The 22,998-nt window shown below is 64.3% G+C and carries 15 protein-coding genes, 1 tRNA gene and 1 pseudogene; 8 read left to right on the top strand and 9 right to left on the bottom strand.

All coding sequences use genetic code 11. The features are described 5' to 3' along the window. Positions 1–70: 70 nt before the first annotated feature. From recD to recC, 3 genes are read right to left on the bottom strand one after another with little or no spacing between them, the layout of a single operon-like run. Complete coding sequence (recD, locus tag KU884_RS07410) at positions 71–1,879, bottom strand: exodeoxyribonuclease V subunit alpha (RefSeq protein WP_167782057.1); 1,809 nt, start codon at positions 1,877–1,879, stop codon at positions 71–73. Then, positions 1,876–5,334, bottom strand: coding sequence for a UvrD-helicase domain-containing protein (locus KU884_RS07405; protein ID WP_167782056.1), 3,459 nt, complete (start codon positions 5,332–5,334; stop codon positions 1,876–1,878). The genes recD and KU884_RS07405 overlap by 4 nt, the downstream gene beginning before the upstream one ends. Further along, entirely contained in the window at positions 5,327–8,569 is a 3,243-nt protein-coding gene (gene recC, locus KU884_RS07400; RefSeq protein WP_167782055.1) for an exodeoxyribonuclease V subunit gamma, read from the bottom strand. Before recC ends, KU884_RS07405 begins: the two co-directional genes overlap by 8 nt. Before the next feature lie 146 nt (positions 8,570–8,715). On the opposite strand from recC, the gene KU884_RS07395 reads away from it, so the two are divergent. Further along, positions 8,716–9,369, top strand: a complete 654-nt coding sequence (locus tag KU884_RS07395; protein WP_167782054.1) for a class I SAM-dependent methyltransferase — start codon at positions 8,716–8,718, stop codon at positions 9,367–9,369. A gap of 10 nt (positions 9,370–9,379) precedes the next feature. Here KU884_RS07395 and KU884_RS07390 read toward each other — a convergent pair whose 3' ends face one another. The 4 genes and pseudogenes from KU884_RS07390 to KU884_RS07375 form a co-directional block, all read right to left on the bottom strand. Continuing rightward, positions 9,380–10,024, bottom strand: a complete 645-nt coding sequence (locus tag KU884_RS07390) for a TVP38/TMEM64 family protein (protein ID WP_167782053.1) — start codon at positions 10,022–10,024, stop codon at positions 9,380–9,382. A 233-nt stretch (positions 10,025–10,257) separates the two neighbouring features. Then, positions 10,258–10,563: pseudogene (locus KU884_RS07385) on the bottom strand (SUMF1/EgtB/PvdO family nonheme iron enzyme); the annotation flags it as partial. 563 nt (positions 10,564–11,126) lie between these two features. Beyond that, the gene (locus KU884_RS07380) at positions 11,127–11,324 is read right to left on the bottom strand and encodes a hypothetical protein (protein WP_217351439.1); all 198 of its coding nucleotides are present in this window, start codon (positions 11,322–11,324) and stop codon (positions 11,127–11,129) included. Between the two features lie 425 nt (positions 11,325–11,749). Further along, complete coding sequence (locus tag KU884_RS07375; protein ID WP_167781994.1) at positions 11,750–12,733, bottom strand: IS5 family transposase; 984 nt, start codon at positions 12,731–12,733, stop codon at positions 11,750–11,752. A gap of 356 nt (positions 12,734–13,089) precedes the next feature. Here KU884_RS07375 and KU884_RS07370 point away from each other — a divergent pair. Together KU884_RS07370 and KU884_RS07365 are read left to right on the top strand one after the other, a co-directional pair. Next, positions 13,090–13,166, top strand: a tRNA-Val gene (locus KU884_RS07370). 177 nt (positions 13,167–13,343) lie between these two features. Beyond that, positions 13,344–14,453 (top strand): site-specific integrase, encoded by a 1,110-nt coding sequence (locus KU884_RS07365; protein ID WP_167782052.1) that lies wholly within the window; start codon positions 13,344–13,346, stop codon positions 14,451–14,453. Here the strand turns inward: KU884_RS07365 and KU884_RS07360 are convergent. Continuing rightward, a complete protein-coding gene (locus KU884_RS07360) occupies positions 14,421–14,822 on the bottom strand; it encodes a hypothetical protein (protein WP_167782051.1) in 402 nt (133 codons plus the stop codon). The genes KU884_RS07365 and KU884_RS07360 overlap by 33 nt on opposite strands. Between KU884_RS07360 and KU884_RS07355 the strand changes: the two genes are divergently transcribed. The 4 genes from KU884_RS07355 (at position 14,797) to KU884_RS19275 (ending at position 21,028) form a co-directional block, all read left to right on the top strand. Beyond that, positions 14,797–18,198 (top strand): TM0106 family RecB-like putative nuclease, encoded by a 3,402-nt coding sequence (locus KU884_RS07355; protein ID WP_167782050.1) that lies wholly within the window; start codon positions 14,797–14,799, stop codon positions 18,196–18,198. The genes KU884_RS07360 and KU884_RS07355 overlap by 26 nt on opposite strands. A gap of 137 nt (positions 18,199–18,335) precedes the next feature. Continuing rightward, positions 18,336–19,589, top strand: coding sequence for a helix-hairpin-helix domain-containing protein (locus KU884_RS07350; RefSeq protein WP_167782049.1), 1,254 nt, complete (start codon positions 18,336–18,338; stop codon positions 19,587–19,589). A gap of 55 nt (positions 19,590–19,644) precedes the next feature. Continuing rightward, positions 19,645–20,640, top strand: a complete 996-nt coding sequence (locus tag KU884_RS07345; RefSeq protein WP_167782048.1) for a YafY family protein — start codon at positions 19,645–19,647, stop codon at positions 20,638–20,640. Next, complete coding sequence (locus KU884_RS19275; protein WP_371807952.1) at positions 20,591–21,028, top strand: ADP-ribosylglycohydrolase family protein; 438 nt, start codon at positions 20,591–20,593, stop codon at positions 21,026–21,028. The genes KU884_RS07345 and KU884_RS19275 overlap by 50 nt, the downstream gene beginning before the upstream one ends. A gap of 296 nt (positions 21,029–21,324) precedes the next feature. On the opposite strand, the gene KU884_RS07335 is transcribed toward KU884_RS19275, so the two are convergent. Then, complete coding sequence (locus tag KU884_RS07335; protein ID WP_167782046.1) at positions 21,325–21,528, bottom strand: helix-turn-helix transcriptional regulator; 204 nt, start codon at positions 21,526–21,528, stop codon at positions 21,325–21,327. 161 nt (positions 21,529–21,689) lie between these two features. Between KU884_RS07335 and KU884_RS07330 the strand changes: the two genes are divergently transcribed. Then, positions 21,690–22,961: a hypothetical protein gene (locus tag KU884_RS07330; RefSeq protein ID WP_167782045.1), complete on the top strand. Its 1,272-nt coding sequence runs from the start codon at positions 21,690–21,692 to the stop codon at positions 22,959–22,961. Positions 22,962–22,998 lie beyond the last annotated feature (37 nt).

The following is a 22,998-nucleotide window of genomic DNA, read 5'->3' as shown; positions in this document are numbered from 1 at the left end:
GACATACAAGCCAAGGCGGCTCAATGGAAGCCAAATCGGCGGACCTGAAGGTCCGCCCTACGGCTCCGCCCTACAGGGGAACGGATCCTTTGGGTGGTGACTCGAAGATCCGTGCGGCCAGGCCGGAGTGGCGCTCCGCGGGGCGGGCAACGCCCTTGCGCCAGGTAGCTGCGTCACCGGCGACGATGACCTGCCGACGGGCCCGGGTCAGGCCGGTGTAGAGGAGTTCACGGCTGACCGCCGCCTGGGCCTGGTCCGGGAGCACCAGGGCGACGCGCTCGAACTCCGAGCCCTGGGTCTTGTGGATGGTCATGGCGTAGACGGTCTCGCAGGGGGGTAGCCGGCCCGGCGCAATGGGCCGGTCACCCCCGGCTTCCGGGAACCAGGCGAAGAGGCGATCATCGCCGTTGTCCTCGTCCGGCCAGAGCAGTCCGACATCGCCGTTGAACAGCCCCACACCGTAATGGTTGCGGGTCACCATGATGGGCTGGCCCCGGAAGAACGCGTGCCCGGCCGGGTTGAGGCGACGCAGGATCTGCTCGTTTAGCGCCACGGAACCCAGCGGCCCGACCCGCGTGGGGCACAGCAGCCGGAACTGCGCCAGCGCCTCGAAGGCGGCCGCCCTGCTCGGTGCCGCAGCGATGGCGGCATACCACTGCGTGGTCCAGCGCTGGATGCTCTCGGACACCGCATCGCCGGACACCCAGTGCACGTCGGCGGCTTCCCCCTGCAGGGTTTCCAGGCTCCCTTCCCCGTCTCCGGCCATCACCTGCGCGGCCAGGCGACCGATACCGCCGCTGCCGCTGAAACGGCGGCTGACGTAGAGGTAGCTCAGATAGTCCGCTGCATCGGCATCATCCTCCGCGGCGGGAACGTTCAGCCCCAGTGCCGCCAGGGCCTGCTGCCGCGACACCGAATACCCCGGGTGCGGCCGCGGGGCCAGATCCGAGAGCACGGAGCCGGCCGCCACGGACGGCAACTGGTCGGCATCGCCGAGGCAGATCACCCGGGCGTGGTCGGGCAGCGCCCGGAACAGCCGCGTCATCAGCGGCAGGTCGATCATGGACACCTCATCCACCAGCAGCACGTCCAGCCGCAGGGGATTGTCGCGTCCGTGGCGGAACTGGATGGACCCCGGAATCACTCCCAGCAGACGATGGAGCGTCATGGCCTCGTCGGGGATCAGCGCCAGGGTTTCGGCATCGACGACTCCGGCCAGATCACTCCGCGCCTGGCGCACGGCTTCGCCCAGGCGCTGGGCCGCCTTGCCGGTGGGTGCGGCCATGCGGATGCGCAGGGGCTCGCCGGCATCCGGGACCGTGGTGGTGGCCAGCAGGGCCAGCAGTCGCGTGACGGTATACGTCTTGCCGGTGCCGGGCCCCCCGGCGATGACCGCCAGCTGCTGGAACAGGGCGTTGGCCGCTGCCACCGCCTGCCAGTCGGTCTCGTTGCCATCCTGCGAAGCCGGGAACAGGCGTGTCAGCACCTCCGCAGTTTCAGTGGTTGCCATGGGCGTCACTGGCTGCAGACGTTGGCGGATGCCATCGGCCAGCTCGGTCTCGAACTGCCAGTAGCGCCGCAGATAGAGGCGCCCATACTCGAACACCAGCGGCGCGTCATCCTCCGGGCTGATGGGCAGCTCCGCCAGTTGCGCCTGCCACTCCTCCTGCCCGGGCAGGCGGAAGCCCTGATCCCCCTCCACGGCCCACGGGGTGTCACCGGCCCAGTGGGCCAGACTGAGACAGCTGTGCCCGTCCCGCAGCGCGCGGCTCAGGGCGGCGATGCTGTACCAGAGCCACTCCTCGCGGCAGTCAAGCCAGTCGCAGAGGGCGTCCGCCAGGTGGGTGTCGATGGCCAGGCTGTTCGGCGTCGCCGTCATGCCGTCGCCTCCTCGCCGGCGAACAGGCGATCCAGAGCCTGGATGGCGAGCACGTCCGCGGGCCGGTGGTAGACGCCGCCGGGTGCTTCCGGCGCCATGCCGCGCAGATACAGGTACTGCACCCCGCCCAGGTGGCGCTGGGGGTCGTAGTCCGTCAGTCGTGCGCGCAGGTAGCGGTGCAGGGCCAGCCCGTAGAGCAGGTACTGCAGATCGTAGTAACTGTGCTGCACGTTCTCGGTGAGCTGGGGATCGCAATAGTCCTCGAACCGCCGCCCCAGGTAGGTGGACTTGTAGTCCACCACGTAGTACCGGCCCTGCCAGTGGTACACCAGGTCGATGTAGCCGTGGAGCATGCCCTTGAGCGTGGCCGGCTCCGGCAGCACCAGATCGTCACGCCCGCGGTGCCGGGCCAGAATCTGGCCCAGGCGGCCGCGGGCGCGACCGCCATTCATGGGGAAGTAGAAAGCGCTCTCCCGCAGGGTCTCGGTCCAGGGAAGATGGCCCAGGGTCGCGCCGCCGGGCAGCGGCGTGGCGATCACTTCTTCGAGCCATCGGCGCAGGGCCGGCAGCCGTTGTTCCCGGGGCGCCGTGAGTGCCGGGTGGCGATCCGCCGCCCGGTTCAGCGCCGCATCAAAGTCGGGCGCCTGGAAATCCAGCCATTCCAGGATGTCGTGAAGCAGGTTGCCCGCCTCGGCGCCCCGCTCCAGGGTGAATCGAAGGGACGGCCCCTCGGCGGCCACGGCCTCGCCGATGTCATCGTCGTGATCGCGGTCAGGCGTGGCCAGTCCACCATGGCGGACATTGCGGGTCAGGGCCGAGAAGGAACTGAGCCACCAGTCCCGCTCGATGCGGCCGGTGAAGGTGGCCGCACGCGGGGGTGTCGGGCTGTCGCCCGCCGGCACACCGCCTGCATCCGGCACATCCGTGGCGATATCCAGCACCCCGGCGGCCCCCTCCTCGCGATGTTGTTCCACCTTTGCCGCCAGGGCGCCAAAGCTGTCGGCGCCGGTGCAGCGGGCCAGGGGCGAATCAGTGAAGCTCCGGAACTCGGCGGCCCCCAGGTACACCCGGCGCTCGCCACGGGTGGCACCCACGTAGAGCAGGCGGATCTCTTCCGCCGCCTGCTCTTCCAGGTACCACGCCTGCTCGCGCTGGTCCGGGTTGAGGACCTGGCGCACGCTGAAATCGGAACGGTCGTGGTAGCGCACCAGCAGGGGCTCGCCGCGGGGGGACTTGCCGAAGCTCACGAAGGGCAGAAACACCACCGGGTACTCCAGCCCCTTGGCGCCGTGCAGGGTGATCACCTGCACCAGATTGGCGTCGTTCTCCAGGCGCAGCTGCGCCGCTTCGCCGCCGCTGCCATTGCCGGCCTCCTCCCGGGCCTGCCGGAACCAGTGCAACAGGGCCCGGGGCTGACGGTGCTGCTGACCGGCCTCCTGCAACAGCTCAAGCAGATGGATGCTGTTGGTCAGCAGCCGCTCATGGCGGTCCGGGTCGGGATGGGCGTGGCGCTGGAGCAGTCGCAGGGCCATGCTCATGAAGCCCTGCTGCTGCCACCGATGCCGCAGATCGTGGACGGCATCCAGGGCCCGCGCCCAGGCGTGTTCATCCTGTTGCAGCCGATGCAGTGCCAGGGTGTCGTAGCCGAACCAGGGCGTGGCCAACGCCGCCACCAGGGCGCGGTCATCCTCCAGGTCAAGAATGCCGCCCAGAGCCGTGTAAAGCGTCTCTGCCTCCGGACTCGCCAGCACGTTGTCCCGGGCGCTGAGGTAGACGGCGTTCAGGCCGTGGGCGCGTAGTGCCTGCTGCATGACCTCGGCTTCGTGGCGGTCGCGCACCAGGATGGCCACGTCGCCGGGGCGCACCGGGCGCTCGGCCGCGTCCTCGTGCTCGCGCACCTGCGCCTCGGCCAGCAGGCGGCCGATCTCCCGGGCACTCCAGTCCGCAAGCCGGTGCTGGGCGGCCTTGTTGAATGGCGTCACCTTGCCGTTCCCGTCCGGTTCGGCGCCCAGCAGGCACCACTGGAACCCGGACCGCCCGGCCGGATCGTTGAGGCCGGGGAGGTTCGGGCGGCCCACCGCCACCGGCGCGTAGCGGATGCCGAAACCGAACACGTCGCCACCGTCGACGTCGTCCAGGGGCCGGCCGTGGAACAGCCGGTTGTAGCCCTGGATCACCTCGGCGGCGGAGCGATAGTTGGTGTCCATGACCCAGTAGTGGCTGGCGTCCGCGCGCGCCTTGAGATAGGCGAACACGTCGCCGCCCCGGAAGCCGTAGATGGCCTGCTTGGGGTCGCCGATCATGCACAGGAAGGCATCGCCGGCGCCCTGGCGCTGGTAGATGGCACGCAGGATGGCGTACTGGTCCGGGTCGGTGTCCTGGAATTCATCCACCAGGGCCGCAGGGAACTGCTCCAGCAGCTTGCCCGCCAAGGCGTCCCCTGCGGCGGTGTCCTGCAGGCGCTCGCGGAGGATGCGGATCAGGTCGTTGAAGTCCAGCTGATCCAGCCGGTCCTTGCTGCTTGCCAGGTGTCCCCGGGCGTAGGTAATGCCCTGCCACGCCCACCAGGCCCGGCGGTAGCGGTCCAGGCCCTGCAGGGTCACGGCCAGTTCGGCGAGGACCGGCGTGGCGTCCTTCTTTTTTTCGTCCAGTACCGTGTTAATGAAGGGGCCGTCGAAGATCTCCGGCACCTCTCCCGGCCAGGGCTGCTGGCTCAGGGCCTGCAATTCCTCGAAGCGCGCTTCCCAGTCGGCCCGGATTTCCGGTTTTCTGCGATTGCCGACATGGGTGCGATGAAACGCCGCCGACTCCTCTGGCCAGGCGCGGCGGAAGGCCTCCCAGGCCGGTGCAGGATCCACCGGCTCCGGCTCGGGAATGCCATCACCGCCGGTCACCTCCCTGCCCCAAGCGGCGGCGAAGTGCTCGGGTGTGGGGTAGTAGGCGTAGAGCTCCCGGAACGACGACAAACGGGCCTGGATGCGGTACCAGTCCTGCAGGGCCTCGGTAAGCAGTTCGCTGGTATCGGACTCCAGGTCAGCGCGGAAGCTGATGCGGCTGGCGAAGGCCTGCTGGGTCAGTGCCCGCCGGCAGAAGCCGTGGATGGTGTAGATGGCCGCTTCATCCAGCCACAGCAGGGCCTGTTGCAGCAGGGCCCGGGCACGTTCGGCGGGGACGGTCTCCTGCAGCTGCCGGTAGAACGGGTCCTGGAATGATCCCCACTGGTCGTGGGCGGTCTGCATCTCCCGCCCGAGACGTCCCTTCAGCTCCGCGGTGGCCGCGCGGGTGAACGTCATCACCAGAATGCGCTCCACAGGCAGTTCGCGCTCCAGCAGCAGCCGCAGGTAGATGCGGGTGATGTTGAACGTCTTGCCCGTGCCGGCGCTGGCCTCGATCAGGTGGCGGTCCCGCAGCGGCAGCGCGGCGGCATCCAGGGGCTTTGGCTGGAGGTCAGTCATCGGCCACCTCCAGGGGAGCGTCCTCGATCTCGGCCTGCTGCAGCATGGGGCCGTACAGCGGCTGCAGCGCATCCAGCAGTGCGCCCTGCTCCGGCGGATGCGGCCAGAACCAGGCCATGTACGCATCCCGACCGACGCCCCGCCCCTGGTATTCGTCGTTCCACAGGCCGGCGAACTGGGAGGGTCTGTAATCGTCCGCCACCATGGTCACGCCCAGATCCGCATGGCACGGCGAGGGCTCGCACCGGCTCGCCGCCCAGAAGCGGACCCAGGTGCCCAGGTGATCCCGGGCTTGCGCCGGCTCCAGCGGCGCGAACGCGATGTGGCGAACCTGTTCGGTCTGCTTCCCCCGGAAACACCCCTGGGTGGCGGCTGGTTGCCGGGCATTGGCCACCAGGTGGTACAGCCACAGGCGCAACCAGTCCCGGCCGCGCGGGCTGGCCAGGCGCCAGAACAGGAGATCACCGTTACTGGTCACGGGCAGTTCCGCTTCCAGGGTGAGGCCGGCCTCGGTCACGCTCACGGCCTGTCGCGTCATCCCGGCTGCCCCGGCGCGCTGCAGGCAGCCGGTGAACAGCTCCGCCTGGGACTGCCACTCGTCCAGCTGGTCGTCCACCAGCGGGTGTTCCGGGGCCGCGCCGGAGAGGTGGAAATGCTGGCGCGCCCGCTCCGCCGCCCGGGGCTCACCGCACAGGACGCCCTCGATCACGGCGTGCTGGAGCCGGTAGCGGTCGAGATGGTCCGGGTCAAAGGGCTCGGCGTCGTCCGGCATCGCGTCCCCGGCGTCGTCCAGGTAGAGCTGCAGGCGGGTGCGGGCGAAATGGCGCGCCGGGTTTTCCAGCGCCCGGGCGAGGTCCTCCAGTGCCACGCTCTCCGGCCACTCCGGTTCCTCAAGGCTTGCCACCTTCTGCCTGGGCTCGCGCCGCCGCGCCAGTGCCAGCCAGTACGCATCGAACCCGGGCCAGTCGCCGCTGAAATTGGCCTCGCTGAAAGGCTGCAGCGGCAGCTCCCGGACGTGCCCCCGGGACCACCCCGAGCATCCGTCCAGATAGTGCATGAGCTCACCCAGCACCAGGGAAGGCTGCTTCTCGGTATTGGTGCGCACGTCGCGGCCCTGGTAGCTCAGGTAGAGCCGGTCCCGGGCGGAGACCAGTGCCTCCAGGAACAGGTAGCGGTCGTCGCCGCGCCGCGAGCGATCCCCGGCGCGGGGGCCGTCTTCGGCCATGAGATCGAAACCCAGCGGCGGGCGTTGCCGCGGGAACTCGCCATCGTTGAGCCCGAGGACCGCGATCACCCGGAAGGGAATCGAGCGCATGGGCACCATGGAACACACGGTGATCTGGCCGGTGAGAAACTGCCGCCCGGTACGCGCCGGGGTCGCCAGGGCGTTCTCGATCACCCGCCGGACCACCTCCAGCGGCAGGTTGCCCTGCAGACCGGCACGGCGGGCGTTCTCACCGAATTCGCGGATGCAGGCGCGCAGGTCGTCATGGGCCGGGTCGAAGTCCCGGCCGGCGGCGAACAGCGCCTGGCGCAACCGCTCTTCCAGGAATGCCTGCCAGTCGCCCACGCTGCGCGGCTTGCGCAGATCGCGGGTGAGATCACGAAGCTCGCGGATGAACGCCATCAGCTTGCCCAGCACCACGGCGTCCCCGCCTTCCACCTGGGGCAGCAGGAGGCGATCACCGACGACCGCTTCCTGATCCCCCCAGGCGAAGCCCAGCAGCAACCGTTCGAGTCCCTGGCTCCAGGTGAAACGGTCACTGCCGCCCTCACCGGTCCACTGGCTCTTGTGCCCGGCGTCCAGGCCCCAGTGCACCGCGGCGGCATCCAGCCAGTCGGCAATCCGTTCCAGATCGTCGTGACTCAGGCCAAGGCGCTCGCGCACTGCGTCCACCTGTAGCCAGCCAAGGACCTGACTGACCTGGAAGCGGGCATCGGGCAGCGTGAGCATGTCCAGGAACGTGGCCACCGTGGCGTCGGCATCGCGCAGGGTGCGGTCGGCGATGGAGCTTGGCAGTGGCGGCACCGTCTCGGCCAGGTCGTCAAAGCGCCGTGCAAACACCGCCTCGACGAAGGGAGCGTAGTCCTCCACGTTGGGGCACATCACCAGCACGTCCTTGGGCGTGAGCGTGGGGTCGTCGTTGAACTGGTGCAACAGCCAGTCGTGGAGACCCTGCACTTCCCGCAAAGCACTGTGGGCACTGACAATCTCGACTCTGTCGTCAGCGCCCGCATGCCCCCCGCCATCGCGGCCGTCCACGAGTTCCAGCAGGTCGGCCTGCAGCCGGTGCAGCAAACCGCCCGCGCCGTTCTCGCCCAGCGGGTGACGGTACAGCTGGGTCTCGTGGTCCGACCGCGCCGTCAGCTGGCGAATGAACATCTGACCCTGCTGGCCGAGACTGCCGATGAGCGGATTGCCCACGTCCAGGGCCAGAGCCTCCGGGTCGTGGGCGTCCAGCCAGCGGGCGCGCAGACGGGCGGCACGCTTCTCGGTGGTCAAGTCGCCGGCGTATTCATTGGTGGGGTTCAGGCAGAAGACGTAGAAATCCACACTGGCGCGGTCGGACAGGGCGCGCATGAAATCCAGCCACAGCGGCGCCACGCTGTTGATGCCGAAGACGAACAGGACATCTGGCAGAACACCCTGCGGCCGGTCCAGCCCCTGCTCGGCATCGCGTAGCAGCCGCACCGGGTGATCCGGGGCATCGGCGGTGAGCAACCGCCACAGCCGGGCTTGCCAGTGGGTTTCCTCACCGCGGTCCCAGCGCTGAATCCAGTCCGGGCGGTACATTAGATACTGCTCGAACAGATCGGCCACTTCCTCGGCCAGTTCGAACCGACGTAGGGCCTGCTGGCGCTGCGCCTGCTGCTGCCAGTAGCGGTTGGGTTCGGTGAAGGCGTTATCCCCGGTCACCTTGTCACTGGCCAGCAGGTCGTACAGCCGCCAGGCAACCACCTCCCGCTCGTAGGGGGAGTGCTCCGGCACGCGCTGGTCGCCGAGCACACCCCGGATCAGCGACCACATCTGCGCCACCGGCAGCGGGTAGTCCACGTTCATGGCTACGCGGTGCTGCGGATGCTCGGCCAGGCGCATGTTCAGCCAGTGCCCCATGCCGGGGTGCTGCACCATGACATGCTGGGTGGCCAACGGGTGCCCCGTGGGCACTGCCAGAAGCACAGCCAGGGAATCCGCCAGGTCCTCCAGACGGTTACTGAACAGGGTGTGGATCAAGGGCCGAACCTTCCTGTGCGACGGGTACTCCGTTGGGCATTACTGTGACATTCCCGATAGTCATGGGCCAGGGGGCAACCTTAGGCGGGGCAGCTGGGGCATTGGTATAGTGAGGTCCAGTCGCAAGCCACCCGGACCGGAGCACCATGACCGATCAGGACATCACCAAAACCGAGATTCTCAACAAGGTCTATACGGCGGATGACCACGAGCAGCTGATGCAGGCCTACCAGGCATGGGCAAGCGAATATGACAGCGACCTGGTGGACCGTTTCGGCTATGTGGCCCACGTCACCAGCGCCAAGGCGCTGGATCAGGCCCTGGGCGGCAACCACGACGCGATCATCCTCGATGCGGGTAGCGGGACGGGCCTGGTGGGTGAGGAACTGGTGAAGCTCGGCTACCAGACCGTTGATGGGCTGGACTACTCCCAGGACATGCTGGACCAGGCACAGGCCAAGCAGATCTACCGCGCGCTGCTGCAGGCCGACATGACGCAGCCCCTGCCCATGGCCGACGACACCTACGACGCAGTGGTCTGCACGGGCACCTTCACCTACGGCCACATCACCGGCGAGGCATTCGCCGAACTGATTCGCGTGACCCGCCCGGGAGGCATGATCGTGTTCACTGTTCGTGAAGGTGCCTACGAAGAGTACGGCTATCGCGCGAAAATGCTCGAGCTCGAGGTGGCTGGCGCCTGGGAGCTGGTAAGTTTTTACGATACCCCATACCAGCTGGAAGAAGGCAACACCTGCAAGATGTGCACATACCGGGTAACGAAGGCCCAGCCCGGCTGATGCCCTCGCCTCAATCCGACAGGGCGAGGCGCCGCCGTAACCATGCCGCACCGACCATCAGTGTCGCGATGACACCCATGAGCACCATGGTTCCGGCACCGATCCCCTCGCCCTCGCGGGCAGCTTCGACGGCGCCATGGACGGCGGTGGAGTAAAGCCCCCACTTGATCCCGAGGCCGATGACAACGGCGGCAATGAAGCCGGGCAGTCCCACGCGCAGGATGCCCGCGGCGTAGTTCACCACCGCGTGGGGAAACCCGGGCAGCACGCGTAGCGCGCACTGGGAGAGTACATCGGTGCGCCTGCGCATGAACCGCAACACTCCGGCGGTACGGCGGGCGTCACGCAGACGATGGCCCAGCATGGAGGCAACGCCATACGCACCCAGACAACCGGGCAGGCTACCGGCCAGGAGCATGGGCACGGCCACCCAGGGCGGATGGAACGGGGCAATCAGCCAGAACACCAGACTGCCGGGGAGTGCGAGGGCAAAGAATACCGCCAGCAACGCGACACTTCCCGCCATGGCCCAGGGCTTGCGGGCATATTCATCGCCGAACTCCACCAGTGTCTGCAGTGACACGGGCTGCCAGAGCGCCAACCCGACGCCGACGAACAGTAGACCGGCGAGCAAGATGCTCCGCCAATGCCTCATGCCTCTCTCCCTGTTGAGCGCGCCCCAATACTACCGGAGTCGTCGCCATGAAGGGGGATTCGTAGCGGTACCCGATTTCCGGAAAATGGGTCAGGATCTGCGCTTTCCGGTAGATACCCTGAAAAACGCGAGTGGCGACGCTGGGATCATCTTGGGAGATGCCGAGGATACGACCACACCGATTCCCTGCGCGTGATCTTTTCTGTCATGTACGCGAGGTCTCCAAGCGGACGTCAACACCGATCAAACGCGAGCCGCAGCCCGCCGAAATGGTGCCGGACGTGGGGTTCAAAGAAGTTACGGAACGAGTTGCGTCGCAATCCAGGATCGGTATAGAGGCTGCCTCCGCGCAGAACCAAGTGGTGATCGTCGAACCACGGCGTGGAGTAGCGATCATAGGGAAAGGCTTGAAAGCCGGGATACGGGGAGAGCGCGTTGGAACACCACTCCCATACATACCCGATGTTCTGTAGCAGCCCAAGATCAGCGGCCGCTTCCCACTCGAACTCGTGCGGCAGTCGTGCATCTGCCCACGCAGCGGCCGTCTCCACTGAAAGGCTGGGTGTTTGCGTAACCACTGGACAGTGGATCCGTCACACTGCGCACGTTTCCCAACCAGGTGCGACTCTGCAGGGACCGCCCAAGACTCCCGAGATTGGGATCTGCCCACGCCGGCAACAGGCTCCGGTACACGGCGGGTTGCTTGTCGTCCGGATACCAGCCAAAGCCGATCCCGTCAGCGTTGACTGTTGCCGAGAGAGTCTCCTGCGGCGCGTGCGCCTGATGGATCAGGCTGTGAGCAGAAACTGCTCCAAGCTCAACAGCTCTCCTGTATAGGCAGCCAATCGGCACACGATCTTCCCTTCACCGATGCAGTATGGTTACAAAACTAATACAAAAGTCTTGCGGCACCAAGGACCGGCCGCGTCTTTCCGCAGGCGACGATAGGCCCGCTTGACCTGGGCATCGCTTGCCGACGCGGAAACACCCAGCGCCGCATACGGATCATCGAGCTGCTGCTTGCCGGACGAGCCGCTGGTGGATCCTCGTTGCCAAAGGGGCAGAAGGCCGCCGCGAGCGTTTCATCGAAACAGAAGTTGGTCTAAGCTCGAACACCATGAGGCATGCTCGGCCATCGCTCCATGCTCTGCTGATTGTCGTCCTCGGGCTCTTCCCGCTGACGTGTGTGCATTCGTCCGAACCCGCGACGGTCATTGAGCAGACGCTGTGCACGGCCGATGGCACCAAGACAGTCATGGTCGCCCTCGACGATCGCGATCACGCGCACGACGAGGATCACGATTCCCGCTGCCCGTGGTGTACGAGCTCTGCGTCTGACGGGCCCGTTGATTCTGTCACGAACTCTCCCACCCCCGTCGAGCTTGGGATCTCAAGCTCCGATCATCCTGGTACTGTTGATTCGAAATACTATCTGCCGCTTGCTCGCGGTCCGCCGAGTCGTTCTCTTTCCTCCAAATAGACCATTTGCAGATCTGTGATCACCGAGGCTCGCGTTGCATGCCCTACACAGCAACGGGGTCGGTGACGCGTCAAGCAGTCAACAGACAGGAATGACGAACAATGAACGCAAGAACTAGGGAAGCGCTGATCTAATGCCTTCTCAGCGCCCAAAACTGGTTGCCGAAGACGGATATCGGCCGGAACCGAGGCCATTTCGGCCTGATTTCACCTATCGAGGCGGTCTTCCCGCCTCGATTTCCGCCCTCAGGACGGAGTCCTCCCTTGGAGCGCCGGCATTCGTCGCTGCGCGAGCACCAGATTCGCAAGACCGAACAGCGCAAAGAGCTGCGCTTCGTTCTTGGCAATGCCGCGATAGCGCACCTTGCGATGCCCGAAGAGGTTCTTGACCACATGGAAAGCATGCTCGCCACGCGCCCGTACTTTCGCCTTGGCCTGCTCAGTGGCGTCCCGCAGCCGGTCGAGACTGCTGGTGGTGAGTGCTCGGCGCTGACCGCGCTTCATGGCAATGTGCCAGTCAACCTCAGTGCCCACGGTCTCGGCGCGCTTGTCCGCGCCCTGGTAGCCCGAGTCGCCGAAGACATCGGCTTCATCACCGTGGAGCAGGTGATGCGTCTGGGTGACGTCGGCCACGTTGGCCGCCGTGCTCTTCAACGAGTGAACGAGACCAGTGTGGGCATCGCTGCCCACATGCGCCTTCATGCCAAAGTAGTACTGGTTGCCCTTCTTGGTCTGGTGCATCTCCGGATCCCGGGCGCTGTCCCGGTTCTTCGTCGATGGCGGCGCGGCAATCAGCGTGGCATCAACAATGGTGCCCTCGCGCAGCATCAGGCCCTGTTCGGCAAGGTGCGCGTTGATGGCTTCGAAGATGGTGCGGGTGAGCCCGTGGCGCTCCAACAGACGCCGGAACTTGAGCAGCGTGGTCGCATCCGGGGCGTCCTCTCGGGCCAGGTCGATACCAACAAACTGCCGGATCGCCTGGCTGTCGTAGATGGCGTCCTCGATGCCTTCGTCCGAGAGCCCGAAGCACTGCTGCGCGATGTACATCCGCAGCATCCGCTCCAGGCCAATCGGCGGTCGACCGCGCTTGCCGCCCTTCGGGTAGAAGGCTTCGAGCTCGGCAACCAGCGCCGCCCACGGTACGACGGCGTCGATGCCGTTGAGGAATCGCTCCCGGCGGGTGACCTTCTTCTTCCCGGCGTACTCAAGATCAGAGAAGCTTCGCTGCATCGGTCTCGGACTCGCTGCTGTGCACCAGGGCTTAGTATCTCAACTCAGGCCTGCACGCGGAACGGCAGCAGGCGAATAAATCAGCGTTTCCTTAGGCAGTGGGCCCAAGATCCGGTGGTACTCACCGAACCAGAACAGTTCGCCTGACGCCATGACGGCGTTGGTCTCAATATGGGCTCAGTTTGGGCTCAGGATCGCTGGCCCCGTGGAGTGCTATGGTGGCAACCGAACGACGCAGGTGGGTCTGGGCTCGGCCAAGCGTTTGGGGAGTGCAGGGAAAAACCAATTATTTCAAAGGGATAACTTGTCGTTGACAGGCTGTCCGGAGGCTGTAGAATGCTGGCCTGAATCACGACAGGCGCGTAGCTCAGCTGGTTAGAGCACCACCTTGACATGGTGGGGGTCGGTGGTTCGAGTCCACTCGCGCCTACCAGACAGATCAAGGGCTTACGGGAATCCCGTAAGCCCTTTTTTCGTCTGGGACCCCACCGGGGACAGTTTGGGGACAGTACGACATTCCTTGTCCTGCCACCTTCACGCATCCTTCTGGCCATACGACGGAGTTCGAGTCGCTATGGCAACGTTCGAGCGGAAGGGAAAGAAGATTCGAGTGCGCATTCGGCGGGCCGACGCCGCGCCGATGAGCCGCACGTTCGCTCGGCGCAAGGACGCCGAGCGCTGGGCGCGCGAGACCGAAGTGGCGATCGACAAAGGCGCGCACACTGAGGCACCCCAGTCGCCGAGCTATACCATCACCCTCGGTGAGCTGCTCGAGGTCTACAGCGAGTACGAGTGCCCCAAGCACCGCGGCGAGGCGCAGGAGCAAAGCCAGATCCGGACCTGGCTCAAGGACGCAGACAAAGGCGGCCACCCCCTGCGTGACTTCCTGCTCGGTGAGATCCGCGTCGTCGACGTCCAGCGCTGGGTCGAAGCCCTCAACCGTAGCGGCCGCCGCCCCGGGACCGTCAAAAAACAGGTCGGACTCGTGGCGCGCGCCGTGAACAAGGCCCGCACCGAGCTGTGGGGCTTCACCGACCTCCCCTACAATCCGTTCTCCACGACGGCGGGCCTGGAGCTGCCGAGAGAAGACGAGGAGTCCGAGCGCTCCCGGATTCTCAGCCGGCAGGAAGCCTCGCTCCTACGCCGCTCGCTGGACCCGGAAGCCACGCTTCCCGATGGACTCCGCCCGCCGCGGACCGCCTGGCCGTTACACGCCTTCGAGATCTGCCTCGATGTGGGGCTGCGCGCCTCGGAGACCCTCTCGCTGCGCTGGGAAGACATCGACTGGACCGAACACGTCGCGCGCATCCGCAGAACGAAGTCCCGGCGCTCGCGCTCGGTGCCACTCCCGCCCGCCTCGCTCAACGCCCTGCACGCCATGGCGCCGCCAGCGGAAGGGTTCGGGCCGGTGTTCAACGGCCACGACTACCAGGCGCTGAAGACTGCGTGGCGTCGGGCGGTCCAGCGCGCCCGGGCCATCTACGAACTCGAGTGCAAAGCCGAAGGCCTCAAACCGAGCCCCCATGTGCTCGCGGATCTTCGCCTGCACGATCTCCGTCACCACGCCATCACCCACCTGATGGGCGACGGCCTGGATATCCGGCAGACCATGGCGGTTTCCGGTCACGCCGACATGCGCATGCTGATGCGCTACACGCACCCGATTGCGGCGGACATCGCCCGGGATCTACACCGCGTTCGCGGGGATCAGTTGACCTGATCGGCCCATCTGCAGTGATTGCTTGGCCGGCCGGCACCCCTGGCCGGCCTCCTGCTCGCCATCGCCACCCCGTGCAGGACCCATCACAGCTTCACCCTCCACTTCGCTGTCCGACCACGCCGTCCAGGGCGATTTGCCAACCCTGCCCTGCTGCGGGTAATGCGGCGCTGCGATCCGCTGCAGGAGAACGCAAATATCCCGCGTGACCTTTTCTTGTATCCACCCGGACGATTCCACCCCGATGGTCGTTTCAGCCGAGTGAAAAAAGCCGAGTGCACCGGAGAGGAAGCGGCGGAACGCCCTGGAGTAGACACTCAGCCGACCCGCCGATACCGTGTGCGCCATGCAAATTTCCAACGGTTCGATCACCCTTAGCGCATCCGATCTGGTGGGCCACGTTAACTGCGACCACCTGACCACTCTGGACCTCAGCGTTGCCTCAGGCAGCCTATCGCCACCCCACCGGTGGGATCCCCTCCTGGAGATCCTTCGTGAGCGTGGGCGCCGGCACGAGACGGCTTTCGTTGAGCACTTACGCGAGCACGGACTCTCTGTCGCAGAGATCGAAGGCGTCGATGTTACGCGCGACGCCGTGGCGGACACGCTCGAGCAGATGCGGCAGGGGCGGGATGTCATTACCCAAGCTGCGCTACATGGCGACCGTTGGGCAGGCCGCGCCGATGTGCTGCAACGCGTGGAGAAACCAAGCGTCCTCGGTGGGTGGTCTTACGAAATCTACGACACCAAGCTCGCGCGCGAGACCAAGGCAGGCACCGTGCTCCAACTTTGCCTTTATGCCGACCTGCTGGCGCAGATGCAGGGCGTTGCCCCCGAGTACGTGTATGTCGTACCGCCCTGGAGCGATTTCCAGCCCGAGGCATTCCGAGTCTCGGAGTACTCTGCCTACTACAGACGCGTGAAGCAGACCACAGAAAAGTTTGCGACCAGGCCAGAGACACCCGACACCTACCCGGCTCCGAAAGAACACTGCGACGTTTGTCGCTGGCAGGAGCACTGCGAGCAGCAACGCCGGGACGATGATCACTTATGCCTTGTCGCCGGCATCACCCAAACGCAGATAAAGGAACTGTCAGCGAAAGGGATCGCAACACGCACCGATCTCGCCCAAATGCCAACCCCGATGCCATGGAAGCCAAAACGTGGCTCGACCACCTCTTATGAGAAGGCACGCGAGCAGGCACGGATCCAAATTGAGTCGGAACAAGCGGGGCGAATTCTATACGAGTTGCTCGCGATAGAACCGGAAACCGGGCTTTGCCTACTTCCCGAGCCCTCCGATGGCGACGTGTTTTTCGATATCGAGGGAGACCCCTTCGCCGGTGAGCATGGGCTCGAGTACCTCTTCGGGTACCAGTACCGCGAGCATGACGGCTCCTGGGTATACGTTGCTGAGTGGGCGACCGATCGCGAGAGTGAGAAAACCATCTTCGAGCGGTTCATTGATTTTTTGACAGCGCGTCGCCAGGAACATCCAGACCTTCACGTCTACCACTTCGCGCCCTACGAGCCTGGCGCGCTGAAGCGGTTGATGGGGCGCTATGCAACCCGCGAACGCGAACTCGACGACCTCCTGCGTGCCCGATCATTCGTCGATCTGTACAGCGCGGTGCGAAACGGGGTGCGCGTGGGCGTTGAGAGCTATTCCATCAAGAAGCTGGAGTCGCTCTACGGGTACTCCCGCGAAACAGATCTTGCTGACGCGAACAACGCCCTCGCCAGCGTACAGGCGGCTCTGGAACTTGGCGATGGGCGGTCCATCAGCGACGCGGACCGAGCAACGGTCCAGGCCTATAACGCGGACGACTGCGCGTCGACCGCGGCACTGCGCGACTGGCTTGAGCAACGACGCGTCGAGTTGCTTGGACAGGGCATTGACCTGCCCCGCCCGAAACTAGGGAATGAAGCGAGTGAACAACTGACAGAACAGGAAGAACGAGTCCAGGCGCTCATCGAGCGGCTTACAAATGATGTGCCGGCCGAACCGGAGGCCAGGACCGAGACGCAACATGCACGCTGGATCCTCGCGCACGTACTCGGATGGCACCATCGCGAGAAAAAAGCTTCCTTATGGGAGTATTTCCGTCTTCGTAGTCTGAGTGCGGACGAACTCGTCGATGAACGGGCCGCGCTCGCGCAGCTCAGGTTCATTGACACTGTCGGCCAGAGCAACACCGGGATCCCGATCCATCGGTATGAGTTTCCAGTTCAGGAAACGGATCTGCGCGGCAATGAACCGCTTTACGAAGTTCGTGGTGAGCACGTCGGTCAAGCAGTTGCCGTATCCACTGCAAGGCAGACTATCGATATCCAGAAAAAGCGGGCTACCGCCGACATCGACCCTGAGGCCATCTACACCTACGAGGACTTCCCAACTCAACAACAAGCCGACGCCCTTTTCCGCCTCGGTGAGTACGTCGCAGAACATGGTATCGAAGGCGACGGTGCGTACCAGGCGGCGCGGGCACTATTACTACGAGAGCCCCCGCCGATTCAGGAACAACCAATCCGTCAAGCCAACGAGGCAGCATTGGACGCCGGTTTACGCGCCACTGACTTGTTGGATGGCGGCGTGTATCCAATCCAAGGACCACCCGGTACTGGCAAGTCGTTCACCGGCGCACGCATGATTTGTCGGCTTGCTGAACAGGGAAAGACGATCGGCATTACCGCCAATAGTCACAAGGTGATCAGGAACTTACTAGAGAAAGTAATAGAGGCTGCAGCCGAGAGTGCAGTTGACCTCTCTTATGCTCTAAAGGTGAACCAACGACAAACCGAGCACGAGCAAATTAGCTTCTTCACGAATAACGAGCCGTTTTTCCGAGAGGTCGTCAGTGGACGGTGCCAAGTCGCTGGCGCCACTAGCTTCGTGTGGTCTCGCCCGGAAGGTTTTGAAACTCTTGACGTGCTCGTCATTGATGAAGCCGCGCAAATGTCATTGGCGAATGTGCTAGCGGTCGCGCAAAGCGCGCAAACGCTGATCCTGCTTGGCGACCCGCAACAGCTTGATCAGCCGATACAGGGCTCACACCCAGACGGGACGGATGCTTCGGCGCTGGAGCACATTCTTGCCGAACATCAAACGATACCCGAAGACCAAGGGGTCTTCCTGGAGAAGAGTTGGCGGATGCACCCAGAGATCTGCGGATTCAGCTCCGAACTCTTCTACAATAATAAGCTGATAGCCCACGAGGACTGTGCACAGCAAGCTATTCACGCGAGCGGCAACGTCCAGGGAAGCGGACTCCGCTACTTGCCCGTGCCCCATGAGGGGAATCAGAACTCCTCCATCGAAGAAGCGGAGGCAATAAAACGGCTAATTGCTGACCTCCTCGATGGTCAGCCGCGCTGGACGGACAGGAACGGCCACGAAAAACCACTAACGCTGGACGACATTCTCATCATCACGCCCTACAACGCTCAGGTCTTCGAGATTCGAGACCGCATCTCAGGTGCCAACGTCGGCACCGTGGACAAGTTCCAAGGTCAGGAAGCCCCAGTCGCGATCTACTCAATGGCAACCTCCAGTTACAGCGATGCCCCCCGCGGCACGGAGTTCCTCTACAGCGCGAACCGCTTCAACGTCGCAATATCAAGGGCAAAGTGTCTCGCGATACTTGTAGCTTCCCCTCACGCGTTTGAGGCGGACTGCAAGACGCCACGTCAAATTATGCTTGCTAATGCGTTTTGTAGGTATCTTGAGGTTGCCGACTCGTTGAAGTAACTAGGGTGCCTCGACAATTTCGCGGTTTAGAAATAGGGGAAAAGCAAAGATGGCCGATGCCGGAAGATTCCGACATCTGCTGTCGCCTAACGCGGAGTCCCATGGCACATTAGGTGGCGGGCACAGCCGGAGCATTCATGGGTTTTCTCAACCTCGGCAAGAAGGACGCCTACGGGAAACAGCGCCGGATCGAGCATCGTGGGCGCTACCTGCGAGCCAGTCGCACCGGTGGGATTGCCCTGCGGGCCCAAACCAAGGCCGCCGGCGTGAACGTCACTGCCAACACCTCACGCGGGTTTCGTCTCTCGACCACACCCCTCAACAACACCCAGGTGGCATTCCAGAACGGCCGCTTCATCCTGCGCGGGCGCTACCGCTCGGGGCCGTTTCGCCTGAACCTGTCGAAGACCGGGGCGACGGTCTCAACGCGCAACAGGCTTGGCTCGTTCAACTGGATCCGGCCCAACCGCTCATCGGCCAAGCTCGCCGGCGTCCAGGTGCGCGGCAAGACGGCAGCACAGGTCCAGGTCGTCTACATGCTCTTCGCCGCCGCCGTGGCTGCAATCCAGTTGGTCGTCGCCATCCTCATCGGCGCCGTCCGGCTGCTCCTCGCCGTGGGCGGGATGGCTTACCGGCTGATCGTGGCGGCGCCCTATGCCTGGCACGTCTTCCAGCGCCGTCGTCGCAACCGGCGTCTTGAGCAGACGCTGCCGGATACCGATCTCACCTTCCGGCCGCCGATCCAACGGTGGAGTGTCGAGGCGCACCGGGCGGGGTGGCTCCTGGCCTACTTGGGCTGGGGGCGCGGGCGAACAGCCCCGGAGATCGCGGCCGCATTGCGCGAGCAGTTGTCTGCGGAGAATGCCTGCTTCCCTGCGCTTGCGCCCGCACTCCAGGAACTGGACCCGACAGCCTCAAGCCTGGAGGCGGCCCGCGGCGACGGCGGAAGAGAACACCCACTCAGCCCACACACGGTTGTTGCCGTACTCGCCCGACACCTGAGTGCCCTACCCGCGGACGAACTCGCCGAGGTGCTCCTGCAGGCCGATGACTTGGCCTTGGAGGACGGGCCACGCACGGTGCTGCAGGAGGAATTGCTGGAGGTCTTCGCCGACTTTGCCGGAGTGCGACTGCAGGAAGTCGAAGCCGAGCCGGAGACCTCGCCGGCACCGGCCGCCCCGGCGCCGGAAACGCAAACTGTCTCCGATAGCATTGATCTCAACACGGCCACACTGGAGGAACTCCAGACGCTGCCGCATCTCGGACCGGAGCGGGCCCAGGCGGTCGTTGCTCTTCGCCCCGTGGAAAATCTCTCTGCACTCCAGGCAGTGGACGGCATCGGCCCGAAGCGTCTGGAGGATCTGCGCGCTGCCGGGGCGTACTGTTCCTGACCACGACAGCCAAGCCGCGGGCGCGAACCACAACAACAACAGAGCCGGACACACCATGTCGGATACCCTGCTACGCCAATGGACCATGCTCCGCCACATCCCCCGTCATCCACGCCGCACGACAGTGAGTGCGCTGCACGAGCGCCTGCGCGAGCAGGGCTATCCCACCACCGAGCGCACCATCCAGCGTGATCTTCAGGAACTCTCGGGGCAGCTCTTCGGCCTGGCCGTGGATGATCGCTCGCGGCCACATGGCTGGTACTGGGACCGGGATGCCGCGCAGTTCGACATCCCCGGCATGGAGCCGCAAACGGCGCTCGCGTTCAAACTTGCCGAACACTTCGCCGGCCCCCTCATGGCACCGGCTACGCTCCAGGCGCTCTCACCCTACTTCCGCCGCGCCGAGCAGGTGCTTGCAGACACCTCGAGCCCGGTGCGCGCCTGGCCGGACAAGGTCCAGGCTATCACCCGCGGGCAGGCCCTGATCCCGCCCACGGTTGATCCCGAGGTCTTCACCACCGTCTACGATGCGCTGTTCAATGATCGACAGTTTCAGGCCCGCTATCACCGCCGCCATGACGGGGCCGTGAAGGACTACGTGGTGAACCCGCTCGGCGTCGTGTTCCGCGACGGTGTGGTCTATCTCGTCTGCACGCTGTACGACTACGACGATGTGCTTCAGCTCGCCCTCCACCGCCTGCTCGCGGCGGAGTCGCTGGAGACCCGCGCTCGGCGACCAGAAGGCTTCGATCTGGCGCACTATGTCGATGATGGAGGTCTTAACTTCAAGCTGAGCGATGGGCCGCTCACGTTGGAGCTTTTACTGGACCCAGAGACCGCGTTCCACTTGCGCGAGACACCGTTGAGCCAGGATCAGGTCATGGAGGACACGGCAGACGGACGCGTCCGGCTCACCGCGACCGTGGCCGACACTGCCCAGGTGCGCTGGTGGCTGCTCGGCCTCGGCGACCAGGTGGAAGTGATCAGCCCGCAGTCTCTGCGTGAGACCATTGCAACGACGCTGCGACAGGCGGCTGCCCGCTACGACTGATACACCCGTTACAGAGCGGCAACGGGCTCTGGCCATCGGGCGAAGCAATGCCCTCGTCCTGGCTGCCGCAGACCTGGCAGGTCTGCGCGGCCGTTGTCTGCAACCAGCTAATCACCCGCGCACAGGCTGGTACAACGAGATCTGTCAGGGAACGGTGCCGCCGGCGATCCGCATTGCATGCGATGCAGGCTCGTTCGAGGAAGTCATGCAGGTGTGCATCGGACTCGACGCGGACACTGACACCCTGGCCTGTATTGCCGGAGGGATTGCCGAGGCGCGTTTCGGGGTGCCGGAGTGGATCCGTGAGGCGGTGATGGAGCGCCTGGAGCCCGAGCATGTCGCGTTAGTTGAAAGGTTCTACAGGGAAGCCGTGAACCTGGCGGAATAATCAGGAGATTGTGGAATGCCTGAGAACGGGCTCGACCATGGTGTCGCCACCAGCCATTCATCGCCGTTGCAGATTGCCGCAGGGAAGGCACCGGGTGGCGAAGCGATCGGCAACACGCTGTGCTGACGGAACCGACACCCCTGACTGCGAAGAAGGAAATAGACGAACATCGGTCAAGGGGAACAAAGCGTTCCGCACGAGTGTTCACGCGTGAACACCCGCCTAGAACCTAACCCCCGCATGCGCGGGCTAACCATGGCGCCGGAGTGTCAACGGTGCCGAGGGAAGTCCGCTCTTCATTCCCCTACATGTTCAAGTAGATCACCTACCTCGCAGTCGAGAAGCTGACAAAGCCGGTCAATGGTATCGAGTTCAACCCTGACCGCCGTCTCGTGATAAAGGCGTGTGATCGTGCCGCGGTTCACACCCGTCGCCCGAGCCACATCAGTGATTTTCATCTTCTTCTCACCCATCAGTCGGGATAGATGGCACTTAACCATTCTCTCGCCTTCTCCTCTAAGCGACCAAAATGTGCGCTAAATCACACATAATGACTTGTAGAAGGTCATTCTGTGTGACAATGTGATCTCTAGGAGGACACATAGTTTTTCTCCAGGCCGTTTCGTAAGCCAACTGTATCAGCCGAGAGAGGATCACCGTGATGAACAACGTCGAGACCAGCAATCAACAACCGGCCAAGTGCGATGTGTCGAATCTGCCCACACCGGCGCAGGAACAAGGCACTCGCTCGGACATTCACTCCGCAGCACCGTCGCGCAAGCGACGGAAGTCGCTCTACGACAGGGAGATGGGACAGCTTCAAAGGGTGCTCGAATATTGGGAGGCCACTGATCGTACTTTCAAGGAGCAAAGGCTGACTTCTTGTCTCGCCGACATCGCCGAGGCCTGGACATCCCTGAAAGGTCGCCGGGGCTCACCCTGCAAGCGGCTCCGCACCAGACTCCTGAAGCTTGTTCACACCCTCTACATTGAGCAGCGGCTGTCTTACCACAGGCTGCAGGAGGTCTGCGGCTTCACCCAGAGCTATCTGTCGCAGGAATTCAACCGCCTCGATCTGCCAACTCGCTCCTGCGGTGAAAAGACGCCGAATGCCGGAGACCCTCATCGTCTTTACGCCGTGAACCACGATGCCCTTGATGATTTGAAAGACCCGTTGGTCGCGTACTTGTTGGGCTTCCTGTGGGCTGACGGCCGCGTCTTGTCCCGAGACGGGCGCCCGCCCGAAGGCATCCGCGTCGTCGTCAACGAGAGGGACGAGGAAATCCTCGAGCTCATCAAACATGTGCTTGGAAGTGATGCGCCGATCCACTGGAACAAAACGACCTTGTCGAACGGGCGTCGCTACCGGGGAAGGTCATTGAGCATCTACAGTCACCACCTCGCCAAGAGGCTGATCAGCCTGGGGTTCATGGAACGAGAAGGAGGGCGAGGTAACGCCTCACTCCCTAGCATCCCCAAGGGCGTTGAAGCGGATTTCTGGCGAGGAGTCTGTGATGGCGACGGCCACATCAAGCGCGACCCACGCACCATTTTCCCGCTCAGCGGGTGGGAGCTAGGTATCTCCGGGTCAAAGGAGCTGGTCGAACAGTTCCGGCAGTTCGTCGAACACGAACTCGGCTTCCAACCCGCTGTTGTTCGGAATGGGAACAGCCAGTACAACCACCGGGTCTACGTGGCAGGCGTGCGCACACCGAAGCTTGCGAATCTCCTCTACCCCAAGCATGTCTATAAAACGGCGCTGTCGAGGAAGTACCGGCTCGCTCGGGCTCTCGCGGATGCCTGGGAGGTCGCCGGTCGGCACGGCATTGTCGAGCGTCAGACAACAAGGGCTCTGATCTACACGAACACCAAGACATGCGAACCGGCCGTGAGGGCTGTCTTGTCGGCTTACCTTCCCAAACCAACCCGTTAGTGCGTTAGGCCAGAATGAATCAGAAAGCGGGCGGGGA

The sequence above is a fragment of the Aquisalimonas sp. 2447 genome (genome assembly GCF_012044895.1).
Classification (GTDB): Bacteria; Pseudomonadota; Gammaproteobacteria; order Nitrococcales; family Aquisalimonadaceae; genus Aquisalimonas.
The sequence above is the reverse complement of the archived record's forward strand: the minus strand, read 5'-3'. Positions and strand labels throughout refer to the sequence as shown.